This is a genomic window from Frigoribacterium sp. PhB160, from assembly GCF_003751785.1.
Classification (GTDB): Bacteria; Actinomycetota; Actinomycetes; order Actinomycetales; family Microbacteriaceae; genus Frigoribacterium.
The window spans coordinates 1,475,753-1,502,115 of the sequence record NZ_RKIE01000001.1 but is presented as its reverse complement, the minus strand read 5'-3'; the positions used below and the strand labels follow the sequence as shown (position 1 = coordinate 1,502,115).

General features: G+C 73.4%; 24 protein-coding genes and 4 tRNA genes. 9 read left to right on the top strand and 19 right to left on the bottom strand.

All coding sequences use genetic code 11. The features are described 5' to 3' along the window. Nucleotide 1: 1 nt before the first annotated feature. The 3 genes from thrS to EDF38_RS07115 form a co-directional block, all read right to left on the bottom strand. Entirely contained in the window at nucleotides 2–1,912 is a 1,911-nt protein-coding gene (gene thrS, locus EDF38_RS07125; RefSeq protein ID WP_233572363.1) for a threonine--tRNA ligase, read from the bottom strand. 149 nt (nucleotides 1,913–2,061) lie between these two features. After that, nucleotides 2,062–2,511, bottom strand: coding sequence for a Fe-S cluster assembly sulfur transfer protein SufU (gene sufU / locus EDF38_RS07120; protein WP_123354598.1), 450 nt, complete (start codon nucleotides 2,509–2,511; stop codon nucleotides 2,062–2,064). After that, the gene (locus EDF38_RS07115) at nucleotides 2,508–3,821 is read right to left on the bottom strand and encodes an aminotransferase class V-fold PLP-dependent enzyme (protein WP_233572290.1); all 1,314 of its coding nucleotides are present in this window, start codon (nucleotides 3,819–3,821) and stop codon (nucleotides 2,508–2,510) included. The genes sufU and EDF38_RS07115 overlap by 4 nt, the downstream gene beginning before the upstream one ends. Nucleotides 3,822–3,981: 160 nt before the next feature. Between EDF38_RS07115 and EDF38_RS07110 the strand changes: the two genes are divergently transcribed. Together EDF38_RS07110 and EDF38_RS16190 are read left to right on the top strand one after the other, a co-directional pair. Further along, on the top strand, nucleotides 3,982–5,208 hold the full coding sequence (locus EDF38_RS07110; RefSeq protein ID WP_123354597.1) for a cobalamin-independent methionine synthase II family protein: 1,227 nt from the start codon (nucleotides 3,982–3,984) through the stop codon (nucleotides 5,206–5,208). 26 nt (nucleotides 5,209–5,234) lie between these two features. Further along, nucleotides 5,235–5,837: a PLP-dependent transferase gene (locus EDF38_RS16190; RefSeq protein WP_233572289.1), complete on the top strand. Its 603-nt coding sequence runs from the start codon at nucleotides 5,235–5,237 to the stop codon at nucleotides 5,835–5,837. Between the two features lie 78 nt (nucleotides 5,838–5,915). Here EDF38_RS16190 and EDF38_RS07095 read toward each other — a convergent pair whose 3' ends face one another. The 4 genes from EDF38_RS07095 to EDF38_RS07080 form a co-directional block, all read right to left on the bottom strand. Continuing rightward, the gene (locus EDF38_RS07095) at nucleotides 5,916–6,728 is read right to left on the bottom strand and encodes an amino acid ABC transporter ATP-binding protein (protein ID WP_123354596.1); all 813 of its coding nucleotides are present in this window, start codon (nucleotides 6,726–6,728) and stop codon (nucleotides 5,916–5,918) included. After that, a complete protein-coding gene (locus tag EDF38_RS07090) occupies nucleotides 6,715–7,380 on the bottom strand; it encodes an amino acid ABC transporter permease (RefSeq protein WP_199734600.1) in 666 nt (221 codons plus the stop codon). Before EDF38_RS07090 ends, EDF38_RS07095 begins: the two co-directional genes overlap by 14 nt. Before the next feature lie 3 nt (nucleotides 7,381–7,383). Beyond that, nucleotides 7,384–8,259 carry an amino acid ABC transporter substrate-binding protein gene (locus tag EDF38_RS07085; RefSeq protein ID WP_123354595.1) on the bottom strand — a complete coding sequence of 292 codons (876 nt, stop codon included), beginning with the start codon at nucleotides 8,257–8,259 and terminating at the stop codon, nucleotides 7,384–7,386. An 87-nt stretch (nucleotides 8,260–8,346) separates the two neighbouring features. Beyond that, nucleotides 8,347–9,111, bottom strand: a complete 765-nt coding sequence (locus EDF38_RS07080; protein ID WP_158613329.1) for an NRDE family protein — start codon at nucleotides 9,109–9,111, stop codon at nucleotides 8,347–8,349. A gap of 153 nt (nucleotides 9,112–9,264) precedes the next feature. On the opposite strand from EDF38_RS07080, the gene coaBC reads away from it, so the two are divergent. Next, the gene (gene coaBC, locus EDF38_RS07075) at nucleotides 9,265–10,554 is read left to right on the top strand and encodes a bifunctional phosphopantothenoylcysteine decarboxylase/phosphopantothenate--cysteine ligase CoaBC (RefSeq protein WP_123355083.1); all 1,290 of its coding nucleotides are present in this window, start codon (nucleotides 9,265–9,267) and stop codon (nucleotides 10,552–10,554) included. 23 nt (nucleotides 10,555–10,577) lie between these two features. Continuing rightward, nucleotides 10,578–10,868, top strand: a complete 291-nt coding sequence (locus EDF38_RS07070) for a hypothetical protein (protein WP_123354594.1) — start codon at nucleotides 10,578–10,580, stop codon at nucleotides 10,866–10,868. Nucleotides 10,869–10,947: 79 nt separating this feature from the next. Here the strand turns inward: EDF38_RS07070 and EDF38_RS07065 are convergent, their stop codons facing one another. The 8 genes from EDF38_RS07065 to EDF38_RS07030 all read right to left on the bottom strand — a co-directional run bounded on the left by EDF38_RS07065 (nucleotide 10,948) and on the right by EDF38_RS07030 (nucleotide 20,829). Further along, nucleotides 10,948–12,075, bottom strand: coding sequence for an ABC transporter ATP-binding protein (locus tag EDF38_RS07065; protein WP_123354593.1), 1,128 nt, complete (start codon nucleotides 12,073–12,075; stop codon nucleotides 10,948–10,950). After that, a complete protein-coding gene (locus tag EDF38_RS07060) occupies nucleotides 12,072–12,920 on the bottom strand; it encodes an ABC transporter permease subunit (RefSeq protein ID WP_233572288.1) in 849 nt (282 codons plus the stop codon). The genes EDF38_RS07065 and EDF38_RS07060 overlap by 4 nt, the downstream gene beginning before the upstream one ends. After that, complete coding sequence (locus tag EDF38_RS07055; RefSeq protein WP_233572287.1) at nucleotides 12,917–13,834, bottom strand: ABC transporter permease subunit; 918 nt, start codon at nucleotides 13,832–13,834, stop codon at nucleotides 12,917–12,919. The genes EDF38_RS07060 and EDF38_RS07055 overlap by 4 nt, the downstream gene beginning before the upstream one ends. Before the next feature lie 2 nt (nucleotides 13,835–13,836). After that, on the bottom strand, nucleotides 13,837–14,964 hold the full coding sequence (locus EDF38_RS07050; protein WP_123354592.1) for an ABC transporter substrate-binding protein: 1,128 nt from the start codon (nucleotides 14,962–14,964) through the stop codon (nucleotides 13,837–13,839). 250 nt (nucleotides 14,965–15,214) lie between these two features. Then, nucleotides 15,215–17,482 carry a glycoside hydrolase family 3 N-terminal domain-containing protein gene (locus tag EDF38_RS07045; RefSeq protein ID WP_233572362.1) on the bottom strand — a complete coding sequence of 756 codons (2,268 nt, stop codon included), beginning with the start codon at nucleotides 17,480–17,482 and terminating at the stop codon, nucleotides 15,215–15,217. 116 nt (nucleotides 17,483–17,598) lie between these two features. Beyond that, complete coding sequence (locus EDF38_RS07040) at nucleotides 17,599–18,516, bottom strand: carbohydrate ABC transporter permease (protein WP_370275586.1); 918 nt, start codon at nucleotides 18,514–18,516, stop codon at nucleotides 17,599–17,601. Then, on the bottom strand, nucleotides 18,513–19,535 hold the full coding sequence (locus tag EDF38_RS07035) for a carbohydrate ABC transporter permease (protein ID WP_123354590.1): 1,023 nt from the start codon (nucleotides 19,533–19,535) through the stop codon (nucleotides 18,513–18,515). Before EDF38_RS07035 ends, EDF38_RS07040 begins: the two co-directional genes overlap by 4 nt. A gap of 10 nt (nucleotides 19,536–19,545) precedes the next feature. Next, the gene (locus tag EDF38_RS07030) at nucleotides 19,546–20,829 is read right to left on the bottom strand and encodes an extracellular solute-binding protein (RefSeq protein ID WP_123354589.1); all 1,284 of its coding nucleotides are present in this window, start codon (nucleotides 20,827–20,829) and stop codon (nucleotides 19,546–19,548) included. 140 nt (nucleotides 20,830–20,969) lie between these two features. Here EDF38_RS07030 and EDF38_RS07025 point away from each other — a divergent pair, with 140 nt between their 5' ends. Beyond that, complete coding sequence (locus EDF38_RS07025; protein WP_123354588.1) at nucleotides 20,970–22,010, top strand: LacI family DNA-binding transcriptional regulator; 1,041 nt, start codon at nucleotides 20,970–20,972, stop codon at nucleotides 22,008–22,010. Between the two features lie 41 nt (nucleotides 22,011–22,051). Next, complete coding sequence (locus EDF38_RS07020) at nucleotides 22,052–22,813, top strand: SDR family NAD(P)-dependent oxidoreductase (RefSeq protein WP_123354587.1); 762 nt, start codon at nucleotides 22,052–22,054, stop codon at nucleotides 22,811–22,813. Here the strand turns inward: EDF38_RS07020 and EDF38_RS07015 are convergent. Both EDF38_RS07015 and EDF38_RS07010 read right to left on the bottom strand, forming a co-directional pair. Next, nucleotides 22,810–23,451, bottom strand: coding sequence for a TetR/AcrR family transcriptional regulator (locus tag EDF38_RS07015; protein ID WP_123354586.1), 642 nt, complete (start codon nucleotides 23,449–23,451; stop codon nucleotides 22,810–22,812). The genes EDF38_RS07020 and EDF38_RS07015 overlap by 4 nt on opposite strands. Nucleotides 23,452–23,562: 111 nt before the next feature. Continuing rightward, nucleotides 23,563–23,635, bottom strand: a tRNA-Val gene (locus EDF38_RS07010). Nucleotides 23,636–23,820: 185 nt separating this feature from the next. Between EDF38_RS07010 and EDF38_RS07005 the strand changes: the two genes are divergently transcribed. From EDF38_RS07005 to EDF38_RS06995, 3 genes are all read left to right on the top strand, one after another. Next, nucleotides 23,821–23,892, top strand: a tRNA-Gly gene (locus EDF38_RS07005). A gap of 66 nt (nucleotides 23,893–23,958) precedes the next feature. Then, nucleotides 23,959–24,032 (top strand) — tRNA-Cys (locus tag EDF38_RS07000). Nucleotides 24,033–24,097: 65 nt separating this feature from the next. Continuing rightward, a tRNA-Val gene (locus EDF38_RS06995) sits at nucleotides 24,098–24,169 on the top strand. A 96-nt stretch (nucleotides 24,170–24,265) separates the two neighbouring features. Here EDF38_RS06995 and EDF38_RS06990 read toward each other — a convergent pair. After that, nucleotides 24,266–24,850 (bottom strand): hypothetical protein, encoded by a 585-nt coding sequence (locus tag EDF38_RS06990; protein WP_123354585.1) that lies wholly within the window; start codon nucleotides 24,848–24,850, stop codon nucleotides 24,266–24,268. Between the two features lie 143 nt (nucleotides 24,851–24,993). Further along, entirely contained in the window at nucleotides 24,994–26,283 is a 1,290-nt protein-coding gene (locus EDF38_RS06985; protein WP_123355079.1) for an ammonium transporter, read from the bottom strand. Nucleotides 26,284–26,363: the final 80 nt, after the last annotated feature.

The following is a 26,363-nucleotide window of genomic DNA, read 5'->3' as shown; positions in this document are numbered from 1 at the left end:
GTCAGACCTGGGCCTTCGTCTCGATGGCCTCGAGGATCTTCGCGATCGCGTCGGCCACGGGCACGCCGTTCTCCTGCGAGCCGTCGCGGTACCGGAAGCTCACGGCCCCGGCCGCTCGGTCTTCTTCGCCGGCGATGAGCTGGAAGGGCACCTTCGACTTCGTGTGCGTGCGGATCTTCTTCGGGAACCGGTCGTCGCCGTGATCGACCTGGGCGCGGACGCCGGCCTCGCGGAGCTGGCCCACCACCCCGTCGAGGTAGTCGCCGTACTCGTCCGCCACGGGGATCGCGACGACCTGCACCGGCGACAGCCAGACGGGGAAGGCCCCCGCGTAGTGCTCGGTGAGGACGCCGAAGAAGCGCTCGATCGTGCCGAACAGCGCACGGTGGATCATGACGGGGCGCTGACGGGTGCCGTCCGCGGCCGCGTACTCGAGCTCGAAGCGCTCGGGCAGGTTGAAGTCGAGCTGCACGGTCGACATCTGCCAGGTGCGGCCGATGGCGTCGCGGGCCTGCACGGAGATCTTCGGGCCGTAGAACGCGGCCCCGCCCGGGTCGGGGACGAGCTCGAGGCCTGACTCTTCCGCCACCTCGCGCAGGGTCTGCGTGGCGGTCTCCCAGATCTCGTCGTCGCCGACGTACTTGACCGGGTCCTTGGTCGAGAGCTCGAGGTAGAAGTCGGTGAGGCCGTAGTCGCGGAGCAGCGACAGCACGAAGTTCAGCGTGCCGGTGAGCTCCTCCTTCATCTTCTCGCGGGTGGTGAAGATGTGGGCGTCGTCCTGGGTCATGCCCCGGACGCGCGTCAGGCCGTGGATGACGCCGGACTTCTCGTTGCGGTACACGGTGCCGAACTCGAACAGGCGCATGGGCAGGTCGCGGTACGACCGGGGCTGCGACCGGTAGGCGAGGATGTGCATCGGGCAGTTCATGGGCTTGAGGTAGTAGTCGGCGCCCTGGCGCGTCACCTCGCCCTCGTCGTTGCGCGCCTCGTCGAGCTTCATCGCCGGGAACATGCCGTCCTTGTACCAGCCGAGGTGGCCCGAGGTCTCGAACAGGCTCGCCTTGGTGATGTGCGGCGTGTAGACGAAGTCGTAGCCCGCGGCCTCGTGGCGCCGCCGCGAGTAGTCCTCCATCTCGCGGCGGATGATGCCGCCCTTGGGGTGGAAGATCGCGAGGCCCGAGCCGATCTCGTCGGGGAACGAGAACAGGTCGAGCTCGACCCCGAGCTTGCGGTGGTCGCGCTTCGCGGCCTCCTCGAGGCGCGCCTGGTACTCGCGCAGCTCGTCCTTGGTGGGCCAGGCCGTCCCGTAGATGCGCTGCAGCTGCGGGTTCTTCTCCGAGCCGCGCCAGTAGGCGGCCGCGACGCGCATCAGCTTCGTGGCGTTGCCGAGGAGGCGCGTGGTCGGGACGTGCGGACCGCGGCAGAGGTCGGACCACACGACGTCGCCGGTCTTCGGGTCGACGTTGTCGTAGACCGTGAGCTCGGCCCCGCCGACCTCGACCGACTCGCCGTCGTCGCCGATCTCGTCGGACGAGCCGCCCTTGAGGCCGATCAGCTCGAGCTTGTAGGGCTCGCCGGCCAGCTGTTCGCGGGCCTCGGCGTCGGTGACGACGCGACGGCGGAAGCGCTGGCCCTGCCGGATGATGCGCTCCATGCCCTTCTCGATGGCCTTGAGGTCGTCGGGGGTGAAGGGCTCGGCGACGTCGAAGTCGTAGTAGAAGCCGTCGGTGACCGGGGGCCCGATGCCGAGCTTCGCCTCCGGGTTGATCGTCTGCACCGCCTGGGCCATGACGTGCGCGGCCGAGTGCCGGAGCACCGCGAGGCCGTCGGGCGACCCGATCAGGACCGCCTCGGCGACCTCGCCCGGCCGCAGCTCGGACGCCAGGTCGCGCAGCTCGCCCGCCACGCGCATCGCGACGACGTCGCGACCGGTGAAGACCTCGATCCCCGTCGTCGTCTCGGTCGCCTCGACGGTCTGGGGGCTGTCGGCGGCGGGGACTGGCTGGTCTGACACGGTGGGGGGCTCCTGACGATCGTGGGCGGACGCCAGCCTACCGGCGCTCAGGCGGCGGCGAGCCCGGTCGCGCAGGCCTCGAGCGCGACCCACGAGAGCATGCCGCACTTGACGCGCATGACGAACTTCGAGACCCCGTGGAAGGCCACGGCGTCGCCGAGCCGCTCGTCGTCGGGCTCGCCCGCTCCGCGCGAGCGCATCATCTCGCGGAACTCCCCCACGAGGGCGGTGATCTCGCCCAGGGTGCGCCCGGGCGCGAGGTCGGCGAGCACCGACGCCGACGCCATCGAGATGCTGCAGCCGGCGCCCTGCCAGCGCAGCTCGGCGACGCGGTCGGTGCCGGGCTCGAGGGCGACGCGCACCGTGATCTCGTCGCCGCAGGTCGGGTTGCGCTCGTGGTGCTCGGCGTCGGCGTGGGGCAGGTCGCCGTCGCCGTGCCGCGCCTTCGCGTGGTCGAGGATGACCTGCTGGTACAGGGAGTCGAGGGACGCGCTCACGCGACGGCCTCCGCCCCGAAGTAGGCGCGCACCCCGGCCACGCCGGCGAGCAGCCGGTCGACCTCGTTCGTCGTCGTGTACAGGTACGTGCTGGCCCGCGTGGTCGCGGCGACGCCGAGCCGACGGTGCAGGGGCTGCGCGCAGTGGTGCCCGACGCGGACGGCGAGGCCCTGGGCGTCGAGGTACTGCCCGACGTCGTGCGCGTGCACGCCCTCGACGACGAAGCTGGCGAGGCCCGACCGGGCGACGCCGGCGGGCGGCCCGACGACGCGGACCCCGGGGAGGGCCGCGAGGCCCGTGACGAGCCGCTCGGCCAGGGCCTCCTCGTGCTCGCGGACGCGGTCCATGCCGACGGCCTCGAGGTAGCGGACGGCCTCGGCGAGGGCGACGGCCTGCGACACGGGCTGCGTGCCGGCCTCGAAGCGCTGCGGCGCGGGCAGGTACTCGGCCGTCTGGAGGGTGACGGTGGTGATCATCGAGCCGCCGGTGCGGAAGGCCGGCAGCGCGTCGAGGAGCTCCGAGCGCCCGACCAGCACGCCGATGCCGGTGGGTCCGAGCATCTTGTGCCCGGAGAACGCGGCGAAGTCGACGCCCAGGGCCGTGACGTCGACGGGGCGGTGCGGCACCGACTGGCACGCGTCGAGCACGACGAGGGCGCCCACGCCGTGGGCGAGCGCGACGAGCTCCTCGACGGGCGCGACGAGGCCCGTGACGTTCGAGACGTGGGCGAAGGCCAGCACGCGGGTGCGCTCGCCGACCACGGCCGCGGCGTCGGCGAGGGTCCACACGCCGTCGACGTCGACGGGCACGACGCGGAGCACGGTCCCGGTGCTCGCGGCGACCTCCTGCCAGGGGACGAGGTTGGCGTGGTGCTCGGCCTCCGTGACGACGATCTCGTCGCCGGGCCGGAGGGCGAACCGCCGCGCGGCCTCGCCGCCGCGGCCGAGCGTGGCGGCCGTGAGGCCGTGGGCGACGAGGTTGATCGCGTCGGTGGCGTTCGCCGTCCACACCACCTGGGCGGGCTGGGCGCCGACGAAGCGGGCGACCGTCTCGCGCGCCTCCTCGAAGGCCTCGGTCGCGAGCGCGGCGAGCGTGTGGGCACCGCGATGCACGGCGGAGTTGTCGGTCTCGAGGAAGCGGCGCTCGACGTCGAGCACGGAGCGCGGCCGCTGGGCGGTCGCGCCGGAGTCGAGGTAGGCGAGCGGCTCGCCCGAGACCTCCTGCTCGAGGATCGGGAAGTCGGCGCGGAGGAGCGCGACCTCGGCGTCGTCGAGCGGCCGGTCTCGGGTGTCGTTCGGAGTGTGTGTCACGGTGTCCTTCCCCGTCGATCGTAGCCAGCGGCGGTCGACGGCCACGGGTGCCAACGGCCGGCGTGCCCGTCCTGTTCCCGCGCCGCGCGCCTCCGGTGCTCTGTGACGGTGCGTGACGCGGGCAGGTGACAGCGACGGCGCGGAGGGCCAGCATCGGCCCATGACGACGCCCCGCATCGAGACCAGCCACGCCGGAAGCCTGCCCCGCACGCCCGAGCTCATCGCCGCCAACGACGCGAGGACGCTCGCGGACGACGGCCTGACCCTCCAGCGCACCCCCGAGTTCGACGAGCTGCTGACCGCGGCCGTCGTCGACCTCGTCGAGCGTCAACGCGACCTCGGCATCACGGTCGTCGGCGACGGCGAGTACGGCAAGGCCATGACGAGCGCGGTCGACTACGGGGCCTGGTGGTCGTACTCGTTCCAGCGCGTCTCGGGGCTGACGGTCACGGGGGCGGACATCTTCTCGCAGGAGCCGGTGCGCTCGTCGCCCGGGAACGTGCGCCTCACGTCGTTCCCCGACCGCCGCGACTGGACGATCTTCCGGGACGCCTACCAGGACCCGACCTCGGGGATCAGCACGGGCAAGACCGCCACCGCGTTCCCCAGCACGACGGGACCCCTCGCCTACGTCGGGCAGGAGGCCATCGCCTCCGACATCGCGAACCTGAAGGCCGGCCTCGCCGCCACGGGGGCCGACCCGTCGACGGGCTTCCTCACCGCGCTCTCGCCGGGCAGCGGTGCCCGCATCGCGAACGACTTCTACGCGACGGAGGAGGAGCACATCTGGGCCTGGGCCGAGGTGCTGCGCGAGGAGTACACGGCGATCGTCGAGGCGGGCCTCACCGTGCAGATCGACGACCCGTCGATCGCCGAGAACTGGGACCAGATCGTGCCCGAGCCGAGCGTCGACGACTACCGCGCCTTCACGCGCATCCGCGTCGAGGCCCTGAACCACGCCCTGCGCGGCCTGCCCGAGGACCAGGTGCGGTTCCACCTCTGTTGGGGCAGCTGGCACGGACCGCACACCACCGACGTCGAGTTCCGCCACATCGCCGACCTCATGCTCGAGATCCGCGCGGGCGCGTACTCGTTCGAGGCCGCCAACGTGCGGCACGAGCACGAGTGGAAGATCTGGCGCGACCTCGAGCTGCCGGCCCACAAGAAGATCGTCCCCGGCGTCGTCAGCCACGCGACGAACGTCGTCGAGCACCCCGAGCTCGTCGCCGACCGCATCGAGGCCTTCGCCTCGGTCGTCGGGCCCGAGCGCGTCGTCGCCTCGACCGACTGCGGCCTCGGCGGCCGCATCCACCCGCAGATCGCGGTCGCCAAGCTCGCCGCCCTCGGCGAGGGCGCCCGCATCGCCAGCGCTCGCCTCTTCGGCTGAGCGTCACCGACACGAGGAGGCACGCCGTGAGCCCCGCAGACCAGCGATCCGCCGACAGCCCCCGCGGCTCCACCACCGAGCAGGTGCGCGGCGGCGCCTCGGCCGACACCGACTTCGGCGCCCGCGTGTCGACGATCCACCTCAGCGCGGGCTTCGTCTTCGACGACTTCGCCCAGGCCCGCGACCGGTTCGCCGGCGACGACCCCGGCTACGTCTGCACGCGGAGCGGCAGCTCGACGACCGCGGCGGTGGAGCGCCGCCTCGTGCGCCCGGAGCCGCGAGGAGGCACGGCGGTCGTCGAGGCGTCCCGGCACCCGGGCGACGACGAGCTGCGGGCGATCGCCCTCGGCCAGTCGAGCGACCTCGAGACCGACCTCACGGCGCTCGACCTCGACCGGCCGGTCGACCCGGCGATCTTCGGCGAGCACGTGTCGCACGGGTCGATCAGGGGCCTGCTCGGCCGGGCCGGGTCGTTCGCGGACGCGACCCTGCGGCAGCTGCTGACGGCGAAGGCCCGCAAGGGACTCGTCACCGACCGGACCTGGTTCGTCGGCACCGCCGAGGAGTTCGCCGACGTCGTCGAGGAGCTCGGCGACGGGGGCCTCCGCGGCGACCTGTTCAATTTCTGACGTCGACGGGCCCCGACGACGCGGGACCGCTGGGCTCCCGCCGGGCGACGTCCGTCGTCGAGCTCTCGCCGGGCGACCTCAGTCGTCGAGGGGCCGCAGCACCCGGCGGAGGAACTGCTGCGTGCGCGGCTCGCGCGGCCGGTTGAGCACCTCGGCCGGCGCCCCGCGCTCGACCACGACGCCGTCGTCCATGAAGACGACCTCGTCGGCGACCCGACGGGCGAACTCGAGCTCGTGCGTGACGACGATCATCGTCCAGCCCTCGTCGGCGAGCTCCTTCACGACGCCGAGCACGTCGCCGACGAGCTCGGGGTCGAGGGCGCTGGTCGGCTCGTCGAAGAGCAGCAGCTCGGGGCGGAGCGCGAGGGCGCGGACGATGCCCACGCGCTGCTGCTGCCCGCCCGAGAGCTCGACCGGCCAGGCGTCGACGCGGGAGGCGAGGCCCACCCGGGCGAGCAGGTCCCGGGCCTCGCGCCGCGCCTCCTCGGGGTCCCGGCCCTGGACGCGGATCGGCCCCTCGACCACGTTCTGCAGCACGGTCAGGTGCGGGAACAGGTTGAAGTGCTGGAACACCATGGACGACCGGTCGCGGAGCGCGAGGAGGTCGCGCTTCGACGGCCGCGACCCGAAGTCGAGCTCCTGCCCGGTCGAGAGCGTCACCGTGCCGCCGTCGGGCACCTCCAGCGAGTTGAGCGAGCGCAGCACGGTCGTCTTGCCGGAGCCCGACGGCCCGATGATCGCCACGACCTGGCCGCGGCGCACCTCGAGGTCGATGCCCTTCAGCACGGCGGTGTCGCCGAACGACTTCGTGAGGCCGCGCACGGTCAGCACGACGGGTGACGTCGAGGAGGCGCGCGCCGGTCCCCCGGCGGGGGCGTCAGTGGGCGACATGACGGTCCAATCTCTTCTCGAGCACGCCCTGACCGGACGAGAGCACCAGGCACACCACCCAGTAGACGAGCGCGGCCTCGAGGTACAGGAGCATGAACTCGTTCGACACGGTCGCGATCTGCCGCGCCTGCCGGAAGAGCTCGGTGACGAGGATGAGCGACGCCAGCGAGGTGTCCTTGACGAGGCTGATGAAGGTGTTCGACAGCGGCGGCACGGAGACGCGGGCCGCCTGCGGCAGGATGATGCGCCGCAGCGCCTGGCCGCGCGACATGCCGATCGTGTGCGCCGCCTCCCACTGGCCGCGGGGCACGGACTGGATCCCCGCGCGGATGATCTCGGCGCCGTAGCCGCCCACGTTGAGCGAGAACGCGATGATGGCGCTCGGCCACGGGTCGAGCTTGATCCCGATCGAGGGCAGGCCGTAGAAGACGACGAAGAGCTGCACGAGCAGCGGCGTGCCCCTGATGACCGACACGAAGAAGCGGGCCGGCCACCGCAGCCACCGAGTCGGCGACAAGCGCATCAGGGCCACGACGAGCGCGACGACGATCCCGATGGCGAAGGAGGCGAGGGCCAGCGGGATCGTCGCCACGAGCGCGCCCGAGACGATGGGCCAGAGCGACCTCAGGAAGAGGTCGAGGGTGGACTGCACGGGCTACTGGCTCACGTCCTGGCCGAAGTACTTCTCGCTGATCGAGGCCAGGGTGCCGTCGGCGCGCAGGTCGTCGAGCGCGGTGTCGATCGCGGCGACGAGGTCGTCGCTGCCCTGGCGGACGACGAAGGCGCTCTCGCTGACGTCGTCCGTCGTGGCGCCGACCTTGACGGCGGCCGCGGCGGTCGGGTCGTTCTTCTCGTAGTCGAGGAACGTCAGCTCGTCGTTCACCGTCGCGTCGATGCGGCCCTGCTCGAGGAGGGCGATCGACTCGGCCCAGCCCTCGACGACCTCGACCTTGGCGCCCGCGTCGGTGGCGGTCGTGTACCAGTTGCTCGACTGCGACTGGGCGGTCGTCTTGCCGTCGAGGTCGGCGAGCGACGTGATGTCGGTGTTCGCCTCGGGCACGATGACGACGCCGCGGCTGACCGTGTACGGCTCGGAGAAGGAGTAGCGGGCCTGGCGCTCGGGGTTGATCGACACCTGGTTCGCGATGAGGTCGAAGCGGCCCGCGTCGAGGCCCGCGAAGATCGCGTCCCACTGGGTCTCCTCGAACTCGGGCGTGACGCCGAGCTTCTCGGCCACCGCGGTGATCACCTCGACGTCGTAGCCGGTCAGCGAGCCGGAGCCGCCCTCGTGGAACGTGAAGGGCTGGTAGGTGCCCTCGGTGCCGACGACGAGCTTCCCCGCGTCCTGGACGTCGGCGAGGCTGAGGCCGTCGACGGGGGCGGCGGACGCGTCGCCGCTCGCGGCGCTCACGACGCCGTCGGTCGAGGCGGGCGCGCAGGCGGCGAGGCCGAGCGCGGTGGCCGCGACGACGCCCGAGAGGAGGGCGGTGCGGACGAGACGGCGGGGGCTGCGGGGCGTGGTGGTCTTCACGGCGGGGCTTCCTGGATCGGGGACGGCAGCGCCGGGGAGCGGCGGGCCACCCGACACTAACGCCGGGCCCCGGCGCGTGATTCCCGGTTACGCGAAGTGACCGACGAGCGGCGAGGCCCGGTCGAGCCGGTGGTGCTCGTGACGCACCTGGTCGGCCGAGACCGCGACGAGGCTGAGCGACAGCGAGCCGAACCACCGTCCGTCGAGGAGGTCGGCGCGCACCAGCGCCTCGTCGTGGTCGGCCGGCAGCTCGGTGCTCTCGCGGAGCAGCGCGAGCCAGGGCTCCCATCGACCGCGGTCGCCGTCATCGGGGCCGGTCGACGCGCCGGCGGGGCCGGTCGGCGGGCCCGTGGGCGCCTCGACGCCGCGGAACCGCGGCAGCCACCGCGCCACGCGGGGCACGTCGAGGTCGTCGGTGCTCCCGTGCGTGAGGACGTGGACGCCGGGGGCGAGCGTCTCCGTCGTCAGCCCCGCGCCGTCCCACGAGGCGACCCGGGCCCCGTCGGCGTCGGCGGCGAGGAGGTTGAAGGCGCGGGTGGTCGGCCTCCCGCCGGGCAGGGCACCGCTCGCGGCGGCGGACAGGGGCAGGGCGCCGCGGGTGGTCCAGCCCCCGGCCGGCGGCGCGGGCTCCTCCCGGCGGTTGAGGACGACCGAGGCGCGGGCGGGCGCGGTGGCCGTCGCCAGCCACGCGCCTCCGGCCTCGCGGTCGCGCACCCCCTCGACGCGGTCGCCGAGCTCGGGCCACCACGCCGCGGGGGCGTCCCAGGGTCGGTCGGCGACCTCGTCGCGGAGCCCCAGGAAGACGACCGGCCAGGCCGACCCGGGGGCGACGGAGACGACGACGGTGCACACGGGCGGGCTCCTCGGGTGGGCGGCACGCGCCGGGGCGGCGCCGGATGGGGCATCGTGGACCTCAACGCTACCCGGCCGTCGACGCTTCCCGACGGCCGCCGACCGACCGGGGGCCCCGTGACCGCAGCAGACCGAGCCGACGCCGCGACCGACGTGGGCGACCCCGGGCGAAGCGCCGCCGGCGGCCGACGCCTCACCGTCGTCGTGGGCGTCTCGGGCGGCATCGCGGCCTACAAGGCCGTGCAGGTCGTGCGCGGCCTCGTCGTCCTCGGCCACGACGTGCACGTCGTGCCGACCGAGGCGGCCCTCCGTTTCGTGGGCCTGCCGACCTTCGAGGCGATCAGCCGCAACCCGGTGCACCCGTCGGTGTGGGACGACGTCGCACAGGTCCGGCACGTCGCGCTCGGCCGGGCGGCCGACGTGATCGTCGTCGTCCCGGCGACCGCCCACACCCTCGCGAAGATCGCCCACGGCCTCTCCGACGACCTGCTCGGCACGACGATCCTGTCGAGCGCGGCGCCGCTCGTCGTGGCGCCCGCCATGCACAGCGAGATGTGGGCGGCCGCCGCCACCGTGGCGAACATGGACCTGCTGCGGGGCCGCGGCGTCGTCGTCGTCGGCCCCGACGACGGCCCGCTCACCGGCGGCGACAGCGGCCCGGGCCGCCTGGCCGACCCCGACGAGATCCTGGCCGCGACGCTCGCCGCGGTGGTTCCGGCCGCCCGCGAGGAGGCGCGGGTCCGCGACCTCGCCGGTCGCGTCGTCGTCGTCACCGCCGGTGGCACCCGCGAGCCGCTCGACCCGGTGCGCTTCCTCGGCAACCGGTCGAGCGGGCGGCAGGGAGTCGCGCTCGCCCGCGCCGCCGCGCGCCGGGGCGCGACGGTCACGCTCGTGGCGGCCCACCTCGACGACGACGTGCGGCGCGACGCCGTGGGCGACGACGGCGTCTCGCTCGTCGAGGTCGGCTCGGCCCTCGAGCTGCGCGAGGCGGTCGTGGCCGCGGCGGCCGGCGCCGACGTCGTCGTCATGGCCGCGGCGGTCGCCGACTACCGGCCCGTCGAGGTGAGCGAGGCGAAGATCAAGAAGGACGACACGGGCGACGAGCTCGTCCTGCGGCTCGTCCGCACCCCCGACGTCCTCGCGGAGCTGTCGGCGACGCGGCGGCCCGGGCAGGTCGTCGTCGGCTTCGCGAGCGAGACCGTGACCGACCGCGACGAGCTGCTGGAGCTCGGGCGCCGGAAGCTCGCGCGCAAGGGCTGCGACCTGCTCGTCGTGAACCCGGTGGGCTGGGCCACCGGGTTCGGCTCCCCCGACACCGTGGTGCTCGTGCTCGGGGCCGACGGCGCCGTCGTCGGCGAGGTCGCGGGCACCAAGCAGCAGGCGGCCGAGGTCGTGCTCGACGCCGCCCTCGCGGTCCGGGCCGCGGGAGCTCTTGCGCGTTAACCTCGATGCGACACAATGCCCCCGTGAGCAAGAAGATCGATGCAGCCCTCAAGACCCTCGTCAAGGCCCTCGAGCACCACGGCGAGGTGATGGGCGACCGTCCGGTGTCGGCGAAGCGAGCCGGCCGCGCCACGGAGAAGGTCCGTCAGGCCGCCGCGGCCTACACGACCGTCGTCGCGGAGAAGACCGGCCAGCCCAACCCGTTCGTCGACTTCCTCGACCCCGCGACGGTGCGGTCGCTGAAGGGCGAGCGCGACGCCATCGCGGCGAAGGAGTCCACGAAGAAGGACGGCAAGGACGCCGCCAAGGCGTAGCCGCCCTCCCTCCCCGACCGCACGAGGCCGGTCGCCCCGACGGGCGACCGGCCTCGGTCGTGCGAGCGGCCTCCGCGGCTCAGTCGAGCGGCGCCACCGCCACCGACGCGGGGGTGAAGGCGAGGGCGACCCGGGCGCCGACCGGGCGCCGGTCGTCGGCGCGGTGGTCGAGGACGACGAGCGTCTCGGGCCCGGTGCGCACCGAGCTGCGGCAGACCGCCCCGAGGAACGACACGCCCTCGACCACGCCGGCCAGCCCCCGGTCGGCGAAGGCGACGTCCTCGGGCCGGACGTAGGCCCACGCGGCGCCGTCGGGCGGCGAGCCCACCGCCGCCACCTCGTGGCCGGGCAGCCGCACGCGACCGTCGACGACCTCCGCGCGCAGCCGGTTGCTGGTGCCCACGAACTCCGCGACGAACCGGGTGGCGGGGGCCGCGTAGAGCTCCTCCGGGCTGCCGATCTGCTCGATCGTCCCGGCGCGCATGACGGCGACGCGGTCGGCGACGGCCAGCGCCTCCTCCTGGTCGTGCGTGACGAACAGCGTCGTGATGGCCAGCTCCTGCTGCAGTCGGCGGATCTCGTCCCGCAGCTGCACGCGCACCTTCGCGTCGAGGGCGCTCAGAGGCTCGTCGAGGAGCAGCACGCGCGGTCGGGTGACGAGCGCCCGGGCGAGCGCGACGCGCTGCTGCTGGCCGCCGGAGAGCTGGTGCGCGAATCGTCCGCCGAGGTCGCCGAGGCCGACGAGGTCGAGCATGTCGCCGGCCCGGGTCGACCTCTCCGCGCGCCCGACCCGACGCATGCGCAGCCCGAACTCGACGTTCTGCTGCACCGTCAGGTGCGGGAAGAGAGAGTAGGCCTGGAACACCATCCCGACGTCCCGTCGGTGCGTGGGCACGTCGACGACGTCGCGTCCGTCGATCGTGACGCGGCCGCTCGTCACGGTCTCGAGGCCGGCGAGGCTCCGCAGGGCGGTCGTCTTGCCGCAGCCGGAGGGGCCGAGCAGGGCGACGAGCTCCCCCGGCGCGAGGTCGAGGTCGACGCCCTGCAGCGCCGTGTGGCCGGCATAGCGCTTGACGACCGAGCGGAACGCGACCGCCGCTCCCCCGACGGGACGCGCGGACCCGGCCGGTGCGCTCCGGTCGTCGCCGTCCGGGGAGGCGCCGTCCGGGGAGTCGGTGGTCGGGTCGCCGGGTGCGGTGGTGGTCACGAGAGGGCCTTCCTGGGGGCGGTGCGGGAGCGGCGGGCGCGGTCGCGTCCGGGCAGCACGGGGCGTGCGGTGCCGATCGACCCGACGCGTCCGACGACGACGAGCAGGACGAAGGCGAAGAGCAGGGCGAGCAGCGCGAAGATCACGGCGGCGAACGGGTCGCTGCGGGAGACCTGCACGAGCGCGGTCTGCAGGTTCACCCGGTTGAGCAGCGACGCGATCGTGTACTCGCCGAGGACCACGGCCACGGTGATGAATGCGGCGGCCAGGAGTCCTCGGCGGAGGCTCGGCACGACCACGAGGGCCATCGTGCGGAGCCACCCCGACCCGAGGGTGCGGGAGGCCTCGGTGAGGGTGCGGAGGTCGGTCGAGGCGAGGTCGGCCTGGATCGCTCGGTAGGCGTACGGCAGCACGGTGACCCCGTACGCGAGGGCGAGCGTCCAGGCACCGGAGCCCGCCACCCGGGCGACGACCGAGTACACCGGCGCCAGCCCGACGACGAGGACGATCGCGGGCACGGTGATCGGGACGAGGCAGACGAACTCGAGCGGACGCACGAGCCGTGGGTACCGGAGGTGCACGAGCACCACGGCCGGCACCAGCAGCACGAGGACGAGCGCGGCGGAGGCGCCGGCCAGCACGAGGCTGTTGGTCACGCCCTCGACGAGGTTGCGGTACGCGCGCTCGTTCTCCGGGTCGACGATCGCGCGCCAGTGGCCGAGGTCGTGGCCGGTGCCGTCGGCGCTCCGGAGCGAGAAGGCGACCATCGCGAGGATCGGCACGGCGAAGACGGCGCCCACGACGACGAGCGCGGCCCTCCGCGCGACGGTGCTGCGGCCCGTCACCGCTGCCAACGCTCGGTGCGGCGCTGCAGCAGCGAGTAGAGCGTCATGAGCACGACCATGACGACGACCATGCCGAGGGCCAGCACGCCCGCGACGCCCTCGCGGCCGAGCGCTGTCTCGCTGACGAGCGCCGCGCGGATCTGCAGCGGCACGATCTGTGATCCCTGGCTGATGAGGGCCGCCGCGGTCGCGTACGACGAGAAGGCGTTGGCGAAGAGCAGGAGGAGGCTGCCGACGAAGGCGGGGGCGAGCACCGGCACGACGATGCGGAGGAGGTGCTGGCGGGCGGTCCCGCCCAGGGTGGCCACCGCCTCCTGCCACTGGGGCTTGAGGCCCGTCACGGCGGGCATGAAGACGATCACCATGAGGGGCACCTGGAAGTAGGCGTAGGGCAGCAGCAGGCCGGGCACCTGGTAGAACCAGACCCCGCCGGCGAAGATGTCGACGCCGACCCGGGTGAGCAGCAGCTGCGTCACCACGCCCTGGATGCCGATCGTCGCGGTGAACGCGAAGGCGAGCATGACGCCGCCGAACTGGGCGAGCACGCTCGCGGCGGAGTCGATCAGGCTGCGCACGACGCCGTCGGGCCGGAGCGCCGTGAGGCCCCAGCAGACGACGGCGCCGACGAGCGCGCCGACCACGGCCGTGACGCCCGACACCAGGGCCGAGCTGCCGAACGCGCGGAGGACGACCGGGTCGCCGAGCGCGGCGAGGCCCGAGAGGGTCGGTGCGCCGTCGCTCGAGACGAACCCCGTGCCGAGCGCGAGCACGCAGGGCACGACGAGGAACAGCACGACGTAGAGGGCGAAGGGCGTGAGCCCCCACCAGGCCGCCGGACGGCGCCGCACCCGGGTGGGCACGGCGCCGTCGCGGACGGAGGAGGCGCGGCGGGCGCCCTCCGTCAGGGTGGTCATCGTCAGCCGATCGTCGAGGCCCAGGTGCTCGCGAGGAGCGCGGAGGCCGCCTCGGTCTGCTCCGAGGTAAGCTGGATGGTGTCGGCGGGCTGCTCGCCGACGGCGGCGAGGGCGTCCTGGTCGACGGTGCCGGCCTCGGTCATCGCGGCCATCCGCACCGGGTAGGCGCCGGCGGCGAGGTAGAGGTTCTGCGCCTCGTCGCTCATGATGAACTCCTGCCACAGGCGGGCGGCCGCGGGGTGCGGTGCGTCGACGTTGATCGCCTGGTTGTAGTAGCTGGCGAGCGCGGTGCCGGGCAGCACGGCCGTCTTCCAGTCGCGTCCGCCGGCGTCGGCGGCGGCCGCCAGGTTGTTGTAGCTCCAGTCGAAGACGACCGGGGTCTCGCCCGACGCGATGGTCGCCGGCGTCGGGTCGGTCGGCAGGAAGTTGCCCGCGTCGGCTAGCTCGCCGAAGAAGTCGATGCCGGCCTGGACGTCGTCGGCGCTGCCGCCGTCCTGCAGGGCGGCCCACTGGACGGCGGCCGCGGCGGCCCCGGCCTGGGTCGGGTCGCCGTTGATGGCGACCTTGCCCGAGTAGTCCGCCCCCAGGAGGTCGTCGAGGCTGGTGGGCTCGGGCACGGCGTCGGCGTCGTAGCCGATCGACATGAGGCCCGTGTAGTCGTAGACCCAGGCGCCGTCGGCGTCCTTGTAGTCGTCGGGGATGTCGTCCCAGGTCGTCACCTTGTAGGGGGCGAACTGGTCGACGTTCGCGAGCGCGACGGCCGAGCCGAGGTCGAAGACGTCGGGCGCGGTGTCCTGGCCCGCCAGGTTCTTCGCGGCGGTGATCTCCTCCGCGCTCGACACGTCGGGGCTGTCGGAGTTGACCGTGATGTCGTACTCGGCCTCGAAGGCGTCGATGATCTCGCCGTAGTTCGCCCAGGTGTCGGGCAGGGCGATGACGTTCAGCTCGCCCTCGGCCTGCGCGGCCTCGACGAGGGCGTCCATGCCGCCGAGCTCCTCGGCGCTCGTGGCCGTGGCGGCGTCGACGCCGCCGGCCGACGTGTCGGCGTCGGCCTCCGCGGAGCAGCCGGTCAGGGCGAGGGCGAGGGCGGTGAGCGTCGCCGCGGTGGCGAGGTAGCGCTTCTGGATCACGGGTGGGGTCCTCCTGGGGCGGGGCCGCGGTCGCTCGCCGTGGATCAGCGTGCGAAGGGTGTGCCGGTCGGCCCGCCTGCACCGTAGGGAGGCGCGACGACGGCCCGGGGGCCCGCCGGTGGACGGCGGGCGAACGGGTCGTGGCCGGGCCGCGTCGGGCACGACGACGCGACGGCCGTCCCCCCCGACGACCGCCCCGCCTCCCCGCGCCTCATCACGGCGCGCCCGCTCCCCAAGCGGCAGGCACGCGTCAGGACGCCGTCGCGCCCGCCCGCGCCGACTCGACCTCGACCCCGACGAGGCGCTCGTCGGCGCCGGTCACCGGGTACGCGTCGCCGACGACCCTGAGGCTCGTCGTCGCCTCCCGCCGGTCGCACGAGGCACCGACCCAGAGGTCGACCTGCCCGGGCTCGACCACGCGGACCCCGCCTCGGCCGGTGAACGCGAGGCGGGACGTGGGCACCCGGAAGCGCACCCGCGCCTCCTCGCCGGCGGCCAGGGCGACGCGGGCGTAGCCGAGCAGCTGCGCCACGGGCCGGGTGACCGACGCGACGACGTCGTGCGAGTAGAGCTGGACGACGTCCGTCGCCGCACGGGTGCCGGTGTTCCGCACCGTCACCCCGACGACGAACGCCTCCCCCGCCGTGACCTCGTCGTCGGCCTCGAGGTCAGACCGCTCCCAGGTCGTGTACGTCAGGCCGTGGCCGAACGGCAGCACGGGGGTGCTGTCGGCGCTCGTGACCTCGCTCGGGCCGCCGAGCGGCGGGTGCAGGTACGAGAACGGCTGCGCCCCCGCCGACCGCGGCAGCGACACGGGCAGGCGGCCGGAGGGCGCCACCCGGCCGGACAGCACCCCGGCGAGGGCGGGCGCGCCCTCCTCCCCCGGGAAGAACGCCTGGAGCACGGCGGCGGGCGCCCGCGGGCCCTCGACCGCCCAGGCGATCGCGTACGGGCGGCCGGAGAGGACGACCAGCACGACCGGCGTGCCCGAGGCGACCACCGCCTCCACCAGCTCGCGCTGGACTCCGGGCAGCTCGAGGCTCTCGACGTCGTTGCCCTCGCCGACCGTGCCGCGGCCGAACAGGCCCGCACGGTCGCCGACGACGACCACCGCGAGGTCGGCGCCCCGGGCCGCCTCGACGGCCTCGGCGATCCGCGACCGGTCGTCGCCCTCGACGTCGCAGCCGGCCACGGTGACCACGTCGGCGGCGGCCAGCTCGGCGCGGAGCGCCTCGGCCACGGTCGGGACGCGGATGCCCGTCGGCACGCCCGGGTGGTGGGCCAGCACGTGGTTGACGAATGAGTAGCAGCCCATGAGGGCCTCGCTGCTGTCGGCGTTCGGGCCGATCAGCGCGACGCGGCCGGGGGCGCCGTCGCGCTCGCCGACGGGCAGCACCCCGTCGTTGGTGAGCAGCACGACCGACTCCTCGGCGAGCCGCAGGGCGACCTCCCGGTGGCGCGGGCTGTCGAGGTCGACCTCGGTCGGGGGTGCGTCGAAGGTCTCGTCGAGCAGCCCGAGCTCCTCCTTCTGCGCGAGCACGCGCGTCACGGCGAGGTCGACGAGCCGCACGTCGGTGGAGCCGTCGAGCACCCGCGCGGCGAGCGGCGCCAGGTAGGCGTCGCCGGTCGGCAGCTCGACGTCGACGCCGGCCTCGAGCGCCAGGGCGGCGGCCTCGCCGCGGTCGGCGGCGACGGCGTGCATCACCTGCAGGAAGGCGACCGAGAAGTAGTCGGAGACGACGACCCCGTCGAAGCCCAGCTCGCCGCGCAGCAGGTCGGTGAGCAGCTCGGGCGAGCTCGCCACGGGCACCCCGTCGATCTCGGCGTACGAGTTCATCACCGAGCGCACCCCGCCGTCGCGGATCGCCATCTCGAAGGGCGGCAGCAGCACGTCGGCGACGAACCGCGGGCCGGCGTGCACGGGGGCGTGGTTCCGCCCCGCGTCGGACGCCGAGTAGCCGATGAAGTGCTTGAGGGTCGCGTGCACGCCGCTCGACTGCAGGCCCCGCACGTAGGCGGTGCCGATCGTGCCGACGACGTACGGGTCCTCGGAGATGCACTCGTCGACGCGGCCCCAGCGGGGGTCGCGGACGACGTCGAGCACGGGGGCGAGGCCCTGGTGCACGCCGAGCTCGCGCATCGAGCCGCCGATGAGGGCGGCCATCTCCTCGACGAGCCCCGGGTCGAACGAGGCGCCCCAGGCCAGCGGCGTCGGGAAGGTCGCGGCCTGCCAGGCGGCGAGGCCCGTGAGGCACTCCTCGTGCACGAGGGCCGGGATGCCGAGGCGGGTCTCGCGGCGCAGGCGCCGCTGCTCCCCCCACAGCCAGGAGGCGCGGGAGACCGGGTCGACCGGTCGCGTCCCGTAGACCCGCGTCAGCTGGCCCAGGCCGTGCGCCGTCGCCTCGTCGTAGCCGCCGGAGGAGGCCATCTCGCCCTGCATCGGCGCGGCGGCGCCTCCCTCCCCGCCCTGGTCGACCCACCAGCCGACGAGCTGGGCGAGCTTCTCGTCGAGGGTCATGTCGGCGACGAGGTCGGCCACGCGGGCGGACGCGACGGCGCGGGGTCGGCGGGTGGTGTCGGTCACGGTGCGTCGCGCCTCCTCGGCTGGTGCGGTCTGGGGGTCGAGCGGGGCGGTCATCCCTTGACCGCCCCGGTGAGGCCGCCGACGATGCGGCGCTCGAACAGGCTGAAGAAGATCAGCGCCGGCAGCATCGAGAGCGCGGTGAAGGCGAGGACGCGGGCCGTGTCGACCGAGTACTGCGACGAGAAGGCCTGCACGCCGAGCGGCAGCGTGAACGTCGACGGGTCGTTGAGGATGAACAGCGGCAGCAGGTAGGAGTTCCAGGCGCCGATGAAGGCGAGGATGCCCACGGTGATGATGCCGGGCAGCGACAGCCGCACGACCATGCGGAAGAAGAAGCCGAGGCGGCTGCAGCCGTCGATGAAGGCCGCCTCCTCGATCTCGTCGGGGATCGCGCGGAGGAACGGCACGAGGATGATGATCGTCGTCGGCAGCGCGAACGCGATCTGCGGCAGGATGACGCCGGCCAGCGAGTTCGTCAGGCCCAGGTCGCGGATCACCAGGTACAGCGGCGTGATCGCGACCGTCATCGGGAACATGAGGCCCGCGGCGAAGAGCGCGTAGAGCACGCCCCGTCCGGCGAACCGGTAGCGGGCGAGCACGTAGCTCGCGGCGAGGCCGAGGGCGACCGTGCCGAGGGTCGTCGCGCCGGCGCTGATCAGCGAGTTGCCGACCTGCCGCCAGAACGTGCCGCCGGTGAGCACGTCGAGGTAGTTGCCGACCTGCCACGGGCTCGGGAAGCCCGACGGGTCGGTCGTGATCTGGGCGTTGGTGCGGAAGCCGCCGATGACGATGAACGCGACGGGCGCGAGCATCAGCACGATGACGACGATCGCGACCACGTACGCGACGCCGCGTCCGGGGTCGGCGATCCCGCGCCTCCGGCGGGTCCTCGGGGTGCCGGCCGAGCCGGTCGGGGTCGGCGTGGCGGCGCCTCCCCGCGGGCGGGCGGGCAGGGTGCTCGCGGTCACTTCTCGTCTCCTGACGTGGTGAGGGCGCCGGCCGTGTCTCGTCGCAGCACGAAGCGCTGGTAGACGAGGGCGACGACGAGCGAGATGAGGAAGAGCACGACGGCGACGGCGTTGCCGTACCCGTAGCTGCCCGAGGTGCGGCCGTTGGCCACCATGTAGGTCGCCATGGTCGAGGTGCCGGCGGTCGCGGCGATGTACTGGCCCCAGATGATGTAGACGAGGTCGAACAGCTGCAGCGAGCCGATGATCGACAGGAACGCCCAGATGCGGAGGGTCGGCCCGAGCAGCGGAAGCGTGATGCGGCGCTGGATCTGCCACCAGCTCGCGCCGTCGATGGCCGCGGCCTCGCTGAGCTCCTCGGGCACGCCCTGGAGGCCGGCGAGGAAGAGGATCACGGCGAAGCCGACGTACTTCCACGTGATGATGACGAGCAGGGTCCAGATGGCGATGCTCGGGTCGGCGAGCCAGTCCTGCGCGAGGCCGCCGAGGCCGATGTCGGTGAGGAGGTCGTTCACCGCGCCGCTGCCCTGCAGCATGAGGCTCCAGCCGGTGCCGACGACGACCTCGCTGATGACGTAGGGCACGAAGATCAGCACGCGGATGAGCGACTGCCCGCGGAGCTTCCGGTTGAGCAGCAGCGCGAGGCCGATCGCGACCGGGCCCTGCAGCACGAGCGACAGCACGACGATGGTCGCGTTGTGGCGGAGCGCGTCGAGGAAGGAGGCGTCCTGGAAGATCGTGACGTAGTTGCGGAAGCCGACGAAGTCCGTCGGCGCCCCGAAGCCCTGCCAGCTGAAGAAGCCGTAGTAGGCGGCCATGACGATCGGGAAGACCACGAAGGCCAGGAAGACCACGAGGGCCGGCCCGACCAGCAGGGCGATCTCGAGGCGGCGGGCGCCACGCCCCGCCCGGGACACGGCCCGGGAGGCCGCCGGGGGCGACGCGAGCGCGTCGCCCCCGGCGGTGGCGTGAGGCCGCGACGGTGCGGGGGGCCGCACGTCGGGTTCGCGGAGGCTCACGACCGGTCCCCTAGGCCTTCTTGGCGGCGGCGTCGACGGCCTCGACGAACTGCTCCGGCGTGCCGTCGCCCGAGAGGAGGTCGACCACGGCCACGTTCATCGCGTTGCCGACGTTCAGGCCGTAGACGGTGTCGAGCCACTGCGAGACGAAGGGTGCGTCGTTGTAGGCGGCCAGCACCTCCTGCAGGTAGGGCTCGGTGACGGCCTCCTGGGCCACGGTGTTCACCGGAGGCGCGTTGAAGGCCTTGTAGTACGCCTCCTGCACGTCCGGGGTCGCGAGGTAGTTCAGGAAGTCGACGCACGAGTCGGGGGCGTCGGTCGCGCAGGAGTACCCGTCGACGCCGCCCATGATCGCGCCGGGCTGGCCGTCGCCGCCGTCCACCGCGGGGAAGGGGAACCAGCCGAGGTCGGGCAGGGGCTTCGCGTCGGGCGTGAGGGAGGCGATGACGCCCGGGTCCCACGCGCCCATGAGCTCCATGCCGGCCTGCTTGTTGGCGATGAGACCGGCCGAGCTGCCGGCGCCCTGCTGGGCGGCGGTGGTGAGGAAGCCCTCGTTGAAGGGATCGGTGTCGCGGAAGTCGGCGAGGTCCTGCGCGGCGTCGACCCAGCAGGGGTCGCTGAAGTCGCGGTCGGTCGCGGCCTGCTCGAGCGTGTCGCTGCTGCAGGCGCGGAGGGCGAAGAAGAAGTACCAGTGCGCGGCGGGCCACGCGTCCTTGCCGCCGAGGGCGACGGGCTGGACGCCCGAGTCCTTGAGGGCCGTGACGGCGTCGTCGAGCTCGTCCATGGTCGTCGGGGCGTCGGTGATGCCGGCGGCGTCGAAGACGTCCTGGCTGTACCAGAAGCCGCCGGGCAGCACCGCGACGGGCATCGAGTAGACCTCGCCGTCGATCGAGCCGGCGCCGAAGGTGCCCTCGCTGATCTGCGAGCGGGCGTCGTCGGAGATGCTGTCGGTGAGGTCCTTGACCTGTCCGGCCTGCACCATCGCCTGCAGCTTGCCGCCGCCGCGCTGGAGGAAGACGTCCGGGGCGTCGCCCGAGTTGAGCGCCGTCTGGAGCTTGCTGTCGAAGTCCTCGTTCTGGACGGTCTGGACGTCGACAGTCACGTCCGGGTTGGCCTTCTCGAAGTCGGCCGCGGTCGCGGTCCAGAAGTCCTGGCCGGGGCCGGTCGTCGAGTTCTGCCAGAGCGTCAGCGTGCCGTCGTCGGATCCGCCGGACCCTCCGGCGCTGCAGCCGGTGAGCAGGCCCGCCCCGAGGAGCAGCACCGCCGATCCTGCCAGGAGACGTCGTGTCGTCATGTTCCACCTGTTCCTCGTCGTTGAGTGGCCGGGTCGGCCGTCCGTCCTGCGTCGGTGCGGGAGGTGGGTCCAGTGTCAGAAACGCCCCGGAGGGTGTCAAACGTTTTCGAAAACCATTTCGAGATGGCTAGGCTCGCGCCGTGAACGTTCGCTCGACCATCCACGACGTGGCCGCCGCCGCCGGCGTCTCGGTCGCCACGGTGTCCAAGGCGGTCAACGGCCGCTACGGCGTGTCGCCCGCCACCACGGCGAAGGTGATGGCGGCCGTCGACGCCCTCGGCTACGAGTCGAGCCTCGTCGCGAGCAGCATGCGCTCGCGGCGCACGGGCGTCGTCGGCGTGCTCGTCGCCGACTTCGAGCCGTTCAGCTCCGAGGTGCTGAAGGGCGTCGGCACGGCGATGCGGACGCTCGGCGCCGAGTACGACCTCCTCGCCTACAGCGGGGCCCACCACGGAGGCGCGGAGGGCTGGGAACGCCGCTCGCTCTCCCGCCTCAGCGGCACCCTCATCGACGGGGCGATCCTCGTCACCCCCTCCGTGCTCACCATGTCGACGACGGTGCCGGTCGTCGCCGTCGACCCGCACCGGGGCCGGGCCGACCTGCCGAGCGTCGAGGCGGACAGCCGCGGGGGCGCCATCCAGGCGGTCGAGCACCTCGTGGGGCTCGGGCACCGTCGGATCGGCTTCCTCGCGGGGCGCGGCGACCTCCGGTCGGCGTCCCTCCGCGAGGCCGGCTACGTCCAGGCGCTGGCGGCGGCGGGGATCGCCCGCGACCCCGGGCTCACGCGCGACGGCGAGTTCGAGCTCGGCGCCGGGCGGACGGCGGCCCGCGAGCTGCTGACCCTGCCCGACCGGCCGTCGGCGGTCTTCGCGGCGAACGACCTGATGGCGGTCTCGGTGCTCCGCACCGCGCACGAGCTCGGCCTCCGGGTGCCGGACGACCTCAGCGTGGTCGGCTTCGACGACATCCCCGAGGCCGCCCGCGAGCAGCCCGCCCTGACGACGGTCCGGCAGCCGATGCACCGGCTGGGGACGGTCGCGACGACGATGCTCTTCTCGCTGCTCGGGGGCGTCGACCCGGCCGAGGCCGAGGTCGTGCTGCCGACGAAGCTCGTGGTGCGCGGCACGACGGCTCCCCCGGCCGCAGGACTCCCGGCTGCATTACGGCACCGGGTGCCATGATGCCTCCGGCGGGCACCCGGCCCGCCACGAGAGGAGCCACCATGCCCGAGTCCACGATCCCCGGCCGCTTCGCCGGCCGCACCGTCATCGTCACCGGGGCGGGCAGCGGCATCGGCCGCGCCTCCGCCCTCCGGTTCGCACGGGAGGGCGCCCGCGTGGTCGCGGCCGACGTCGTGGCGGCGCGCCTCGACGCGCTCGTCGCCGAGCACCCCGACCTCGACCTCGTCCCCGTCGCCGGCGACATCACCGCCGAGGCGGGCGTGCAGGCCGTCGTCGACGCCGCGGACGGCCGCGTCGACGTGCTCGCCAACGTCGCCGGGGTGATGGACGCCTTCGTCCCCGCCGCCGAGATCGACGACGCCGCGTGGGAGTTCGTCTTCGCCGTCAACGTGACCGCCGTCATGCGGCTGACCCGCGCCGTGCTCCCGCTCATGCTCGAGGCCGGTCGCGGCGCGATCGTGAACGTCGCGTCCGAGGCGGCCCTGCGCGGCTCGGCCGCCGGGCTCGCCTACACCGCCTCGAAGCACGCCGTCGCGGGCATGACGAAGAACACCGCGGTGATCTACGGCCGCGACGGGATCCGCACCAACGCGGTCGCGCCCGGCGCCACCATCACGAACATCGAGGCGCCGATGTCGTCGGCGGTCGCGGCGGCCGCGCTGGGCCCGATCATGCAGGCGACGGTCCCGACGCCGGTCGAGGCCGACGTCATGGCCGCCTCGATCACCTGGCTGGCCAGCGACGACGCGTCGAACGTCAACGGCGTCGTCCTGGCGTCGGACGGGGGCTGGTCCGCGATCTAGACCGCCGCCCCGGAGGCGCGGGCCGGCCCGCCCAGGCCGGCCAGCGCCTCCAGGGCGTCGCCCACCGCGCCGCGGAGCCCGGGCTCCCCGTCCGCCGTCGCCCATCCCCGCAGCGCCGCGAACGACGCCGCGCCGATGGCCTCGGTCACGGCCTCCGCGGCGGGCGTGCCCGCGAGGTCCGGTCGGCGGCGGGCCACGAAGGCGGACAGCACCTGGTCCGTCTCGGCGAGCTGCGCGGACACGGCGGCCCGGAGCTCGGCGTGGGCGGCGATCAGGCGGAGACGGCTCCGCGTCGCGTCGAGGTCGACCGCGTCGGACTCCATCGCGCCGACGAACGCGTCGCGGTAGGCGTCGAGCAGCGGCGACCCGGGGTCGCTGTCGTCGAGGCGACGGCGCATCTCGTCGGCGGCGGGCCCGACGCCGCCCCAGACGAGGTCGGCCTTGCTGCGCGCGTGCCGGAAGAGGCTGCGCCGACCGATCCCGGCGGCCTCCGCGACGTCGGCCATGCTGACCGCGTCGTAGCCGCGCTCCTCGAAGAGGGCCAGGGCCGTCCGGGCCACGGCCTCGACGTCCGTCCCGACCGGGCGACCGGGCCGACGGGCCTCGTCGCGGGCGGGCGTCTCTCCTGGGGCGGGCACGGTGCGAGGCTACCTCGCCGCCGTCGCCCGGAGCGGGCCCCGCGGACGCGTCCGTCCGCGCGTGCACCCCGGGAACGACGAAAGCCCCGGCGGACCGGGGCTTTCTCTCCGTGGGCGATACCGGGCTCGAACCGATGACCTCTTCCGTGTGAAGGAAGCGCGCTACCAACTGCGCCAATCGCCCCTGTCGGGGACTCGTCGATACTAGTGGACGCGTCGACTCCAGCGCCATTCGGCGCCCCTCCGAGGGTGCTGCGGGCGCCCGCCCCGGAGCCGGGGTGAGGGGTCGAAGACACGAACATCCCTCGATTTGTTTTCTGCCCCGGGTCTGGGTATTGTTCTTTTGCACGCAGAAATGCAAAGCGAAATGCGGATGTGGCGCAGTGGTAGCGCATCACCTTGCCAAGGTGAGGGTCGCGAGTTCGAATCTCGTCATCCGCTCGAGTGTAATGCTCACCAGAGGGTGGTCCACCGACTGGTGGCTCCCCCTCTGGGAGTCGCTCGTATGGTGGAGTGGCCGAGAGGCGAGGCACCGGCCTGCAAAGCCGTTCACGCGGGTTCAAATCCCGTCTCCACCTCCATTCGATCCCGACTTCGGTCTATGATCGCGTGAACAACTGAAGAGACCTGCTCGCAGGTCATGCATGAGCGATTGGCGCAGCGGTAGCGCGCTTCCCTGACACGGAAGAGGTCGCTGGTTCGATCCCAGTATCGCTCACACGAGAGAAGCCCCCGAGAGATCGGGGGCTTCTCGCATTTCCGGTCGCAGACGGGACCAGGCGCGCGACGAGCCCTGCCACGCCGGGCCGCCGCCTCAGTCGCTGAGGATGACCCGCATCGCGTCGACGAGGGCGAGGTTCCCCCGACGGAGCTCGGCGACCTGTGCCTCGAGCCTCCGGACGTCCTCGGCGACGACGGGTCGGTCGACGCTCGCCGTCTCCTCCCGCGGCGTCGGCTCCGCTCCGGCCTCGACGGCAGGCGCGGCAGGGTCCGCCGCCTCGTCGACCTCGGCGAGGGGCGCCTCCCCCGGTCCGCCGTCGGCCGTGGCGTCGGCCGGCGACTCGTCGTCGAGCGACCGGGTCGTCGGCGAGTCGTCACGGTCGGCGCGCTCCTCGCGATCGGCGCGCTCCTCGCGATCGACCGGGGCGTCGCGGTCGACCGGGACGATGCGCGTCGTCGTCACGGGCGAGAACTTGGGTCGCTTGGCCTTCTTGGCGGGGACGACCGTCTCGGGCGCGACCTCGGCCACCCACTCGCGGAGGGCCTGCTGGTCGACGGCGAACTCCTCGGCGACGACGGAGAACACGTGGCGGTCCCCCGGGTTCGTCGCGAGGCGCTGCACGACGCGGGCCGTGGCGGCGTCGCGGGTCTCGGCGTCGTACCACTGGTCGATCGGCATCGTTCTCCTCCTCGGCGGGACCTGGGCGGTCCTCAGGGAATCTAGGGCATGGCGGCTGGGCTGTCGGTCGGGGCGGTCGCCGGCCCCGCGGACGCAGGACGGCCCCGGTCAGCTGACCGGGGCCGTCCTGGAGGGGCGGGACGCTACGCGCGCGAGTTCTCGAGCACGTAGCCCTCCTCGCCGTGGAGCGCGAGGTCGATGCCGGCGACCTCGTCCTCGTTCTTGACGCGGAAGCCGATGGTCTTCTCGATCGCCAGGCCGATGAGGAAGGCCAGCACGAACGAGTAGACGAGCACGGCGAGGGCGGAGAGCGCCTGGACGCCGAGCTGCGTGAACGATCCCGAGAAGAAGAGGCCGCTGCCGGTGGCGAAGAAGCCGAGGTAGAGCGTGCCGATGAGGCCGCCGACGAGGTGGATGCCCACGACGTCGAGCGAGTCGTCGAACCCGAGCTTGAATTTGAGGTCGATGGCGAGGGCGCAGACGGCGCCCGCCACGACGCCGAGCACGATCGCCCAGAACGGCGACAGGGCGGCGCAGGCCGGGGTGATGGCGACGAGGCCGGCGACGGCTCCCGAGGCGGCGCCGACCGAGGTGGCCTTGCCGTCCTTGAGCTTCTCGACGACGAGCCAGCCGAGGACGGCGGCCGCGGGAGCGGCGATCGTGTTGAGGAAGGCGAGCGCGGCGATGCCGTCGGCGGCGAGCTCGGACCCGGCGTTGAAGCCGAACCAGCCGAACCACAGGAGGCCGGCGCCGAGGAGCACGAAGGGCGGGTTGTGCGGCTTGTCGGCGCCCTTGGCGAAGCCGACGCGCTTGCCGAGCACGAGGGCCAGGGCGAGGGCCGCGGCACCGGCGTTGATGTGGACGGCCGTGCCGCCCGCGAAGTCGATGACGCCCATCTGGGCGATCCAGCCGCCGTCGACGACCGAGCCGTCCTCGCCGAGCGTGAAGTTGAAGACCCAGCTGGCGACCGGGAAGTAGACCACGGTGGCCCAGACGCCGGCGAAGATCATCCAGGCGCCGAACTTGGCGCGGTCGGCGATCGCGCCCGAGATGAGCGCGACGGTGATGATCGCGAAGGTGGCCTGGAAGGCGGCGAAGGCGATGCCCGGGAAGGCGGCGGCGTACTCGCCGCTCTGCACCTCCTGGAAGAGCGAGTCGAGGCTGAACATCGACGGGTCGAAGCCGAAGACGCCGTCCCAGCCGATGTAGGTGTCGGTGCCCGCGGGGCCCTCAGGACCGTTCGAGAAGGCGATGGAGTAGCCGTAGAGCACCCAGAGGACGCCGATCAGGCCCATGGCGCCGAAGCTGAGCATCATCATGCTGATCACGCTCTTGGCCTTGACCAGGCCGCCGTAGAAGAAGGCGAGGCCGGGGGTCATGAGCAGCACGAGCGCTGCGCAGATGAGCATGAAGGCGGTGTTGCCTTGGTCCAGTTCCATGTGGGGTCACCTCTCGTCGTTCGGAGCCAGGGGCGTCGTCCGCGGCCCGCCCCGTGTGGGTCTCACGGTCTGTG

What these genes read in the sequence shown, in the direction of transcription:
- EDF38_RS07020 (WP_123354587.1), top strand. Translation starts at nt 22,052, where the DNA reads ATGCCCGAGTCCACGATCCCCGGCCGCTTCGCCGGCCGCACCGTCATC.
- EDF38_RS07055 (WP_233572287.1), bottom strand. Translation starts at nt 13,834, where the DNA reads ATGACCACCCTGACGGAGGGCGCCCGCCGCGCCTCCTCCGTCCGCGAC.
- thrS (WP_233572363.1), bottom strand. Translation starts at nt 1,912, where the DNA reads ATGCGCGTGGCGGGCGAGCTGCGCGACCTGGCGTCCGAGCTGCGGCCG.
- EDF38_RS07110 (WP_123354597.1), top strand. Translation starts at nt 3,982, where the DNA reads ATGACGACGCCCCGCATCGAGACCAGCCACGCCGGAAGCCTGCCCCGC.
- EDF38_RS07045 (WP_233572362.1), bottom strand. Translation starts at nt 17,482, where the DNA reads ATGACCCTCGACGAGAAGCTCGCCCAGCTCGTCGGCTGGTGGGTCGAC.
- EDF38_RS06990 (WP_123354585.1), bottom strand. Translation starts at nt 24,850, where the DNA reads ATGCCGATCGACCAGTGGTACGACGCCGAGACCCGCGACGCCGCCACG.
- EDF38_RS07095 (WP_123354596.1), bottom strand. Translation starts at nt 6,728, where the DNA reads ATGTCGCCCACTGACGCCCCCGCCGGGGGACCGGCGCGCGCCTCCTCG.
- EDF38_RS07030 (WP_123354589.1), bottom strand. Translation starts at nt 20,829, where the DNA reads ATGACGACACGACGTCTCCTGGCAGGATCGGCGGTGCTGCTCCTCGGG.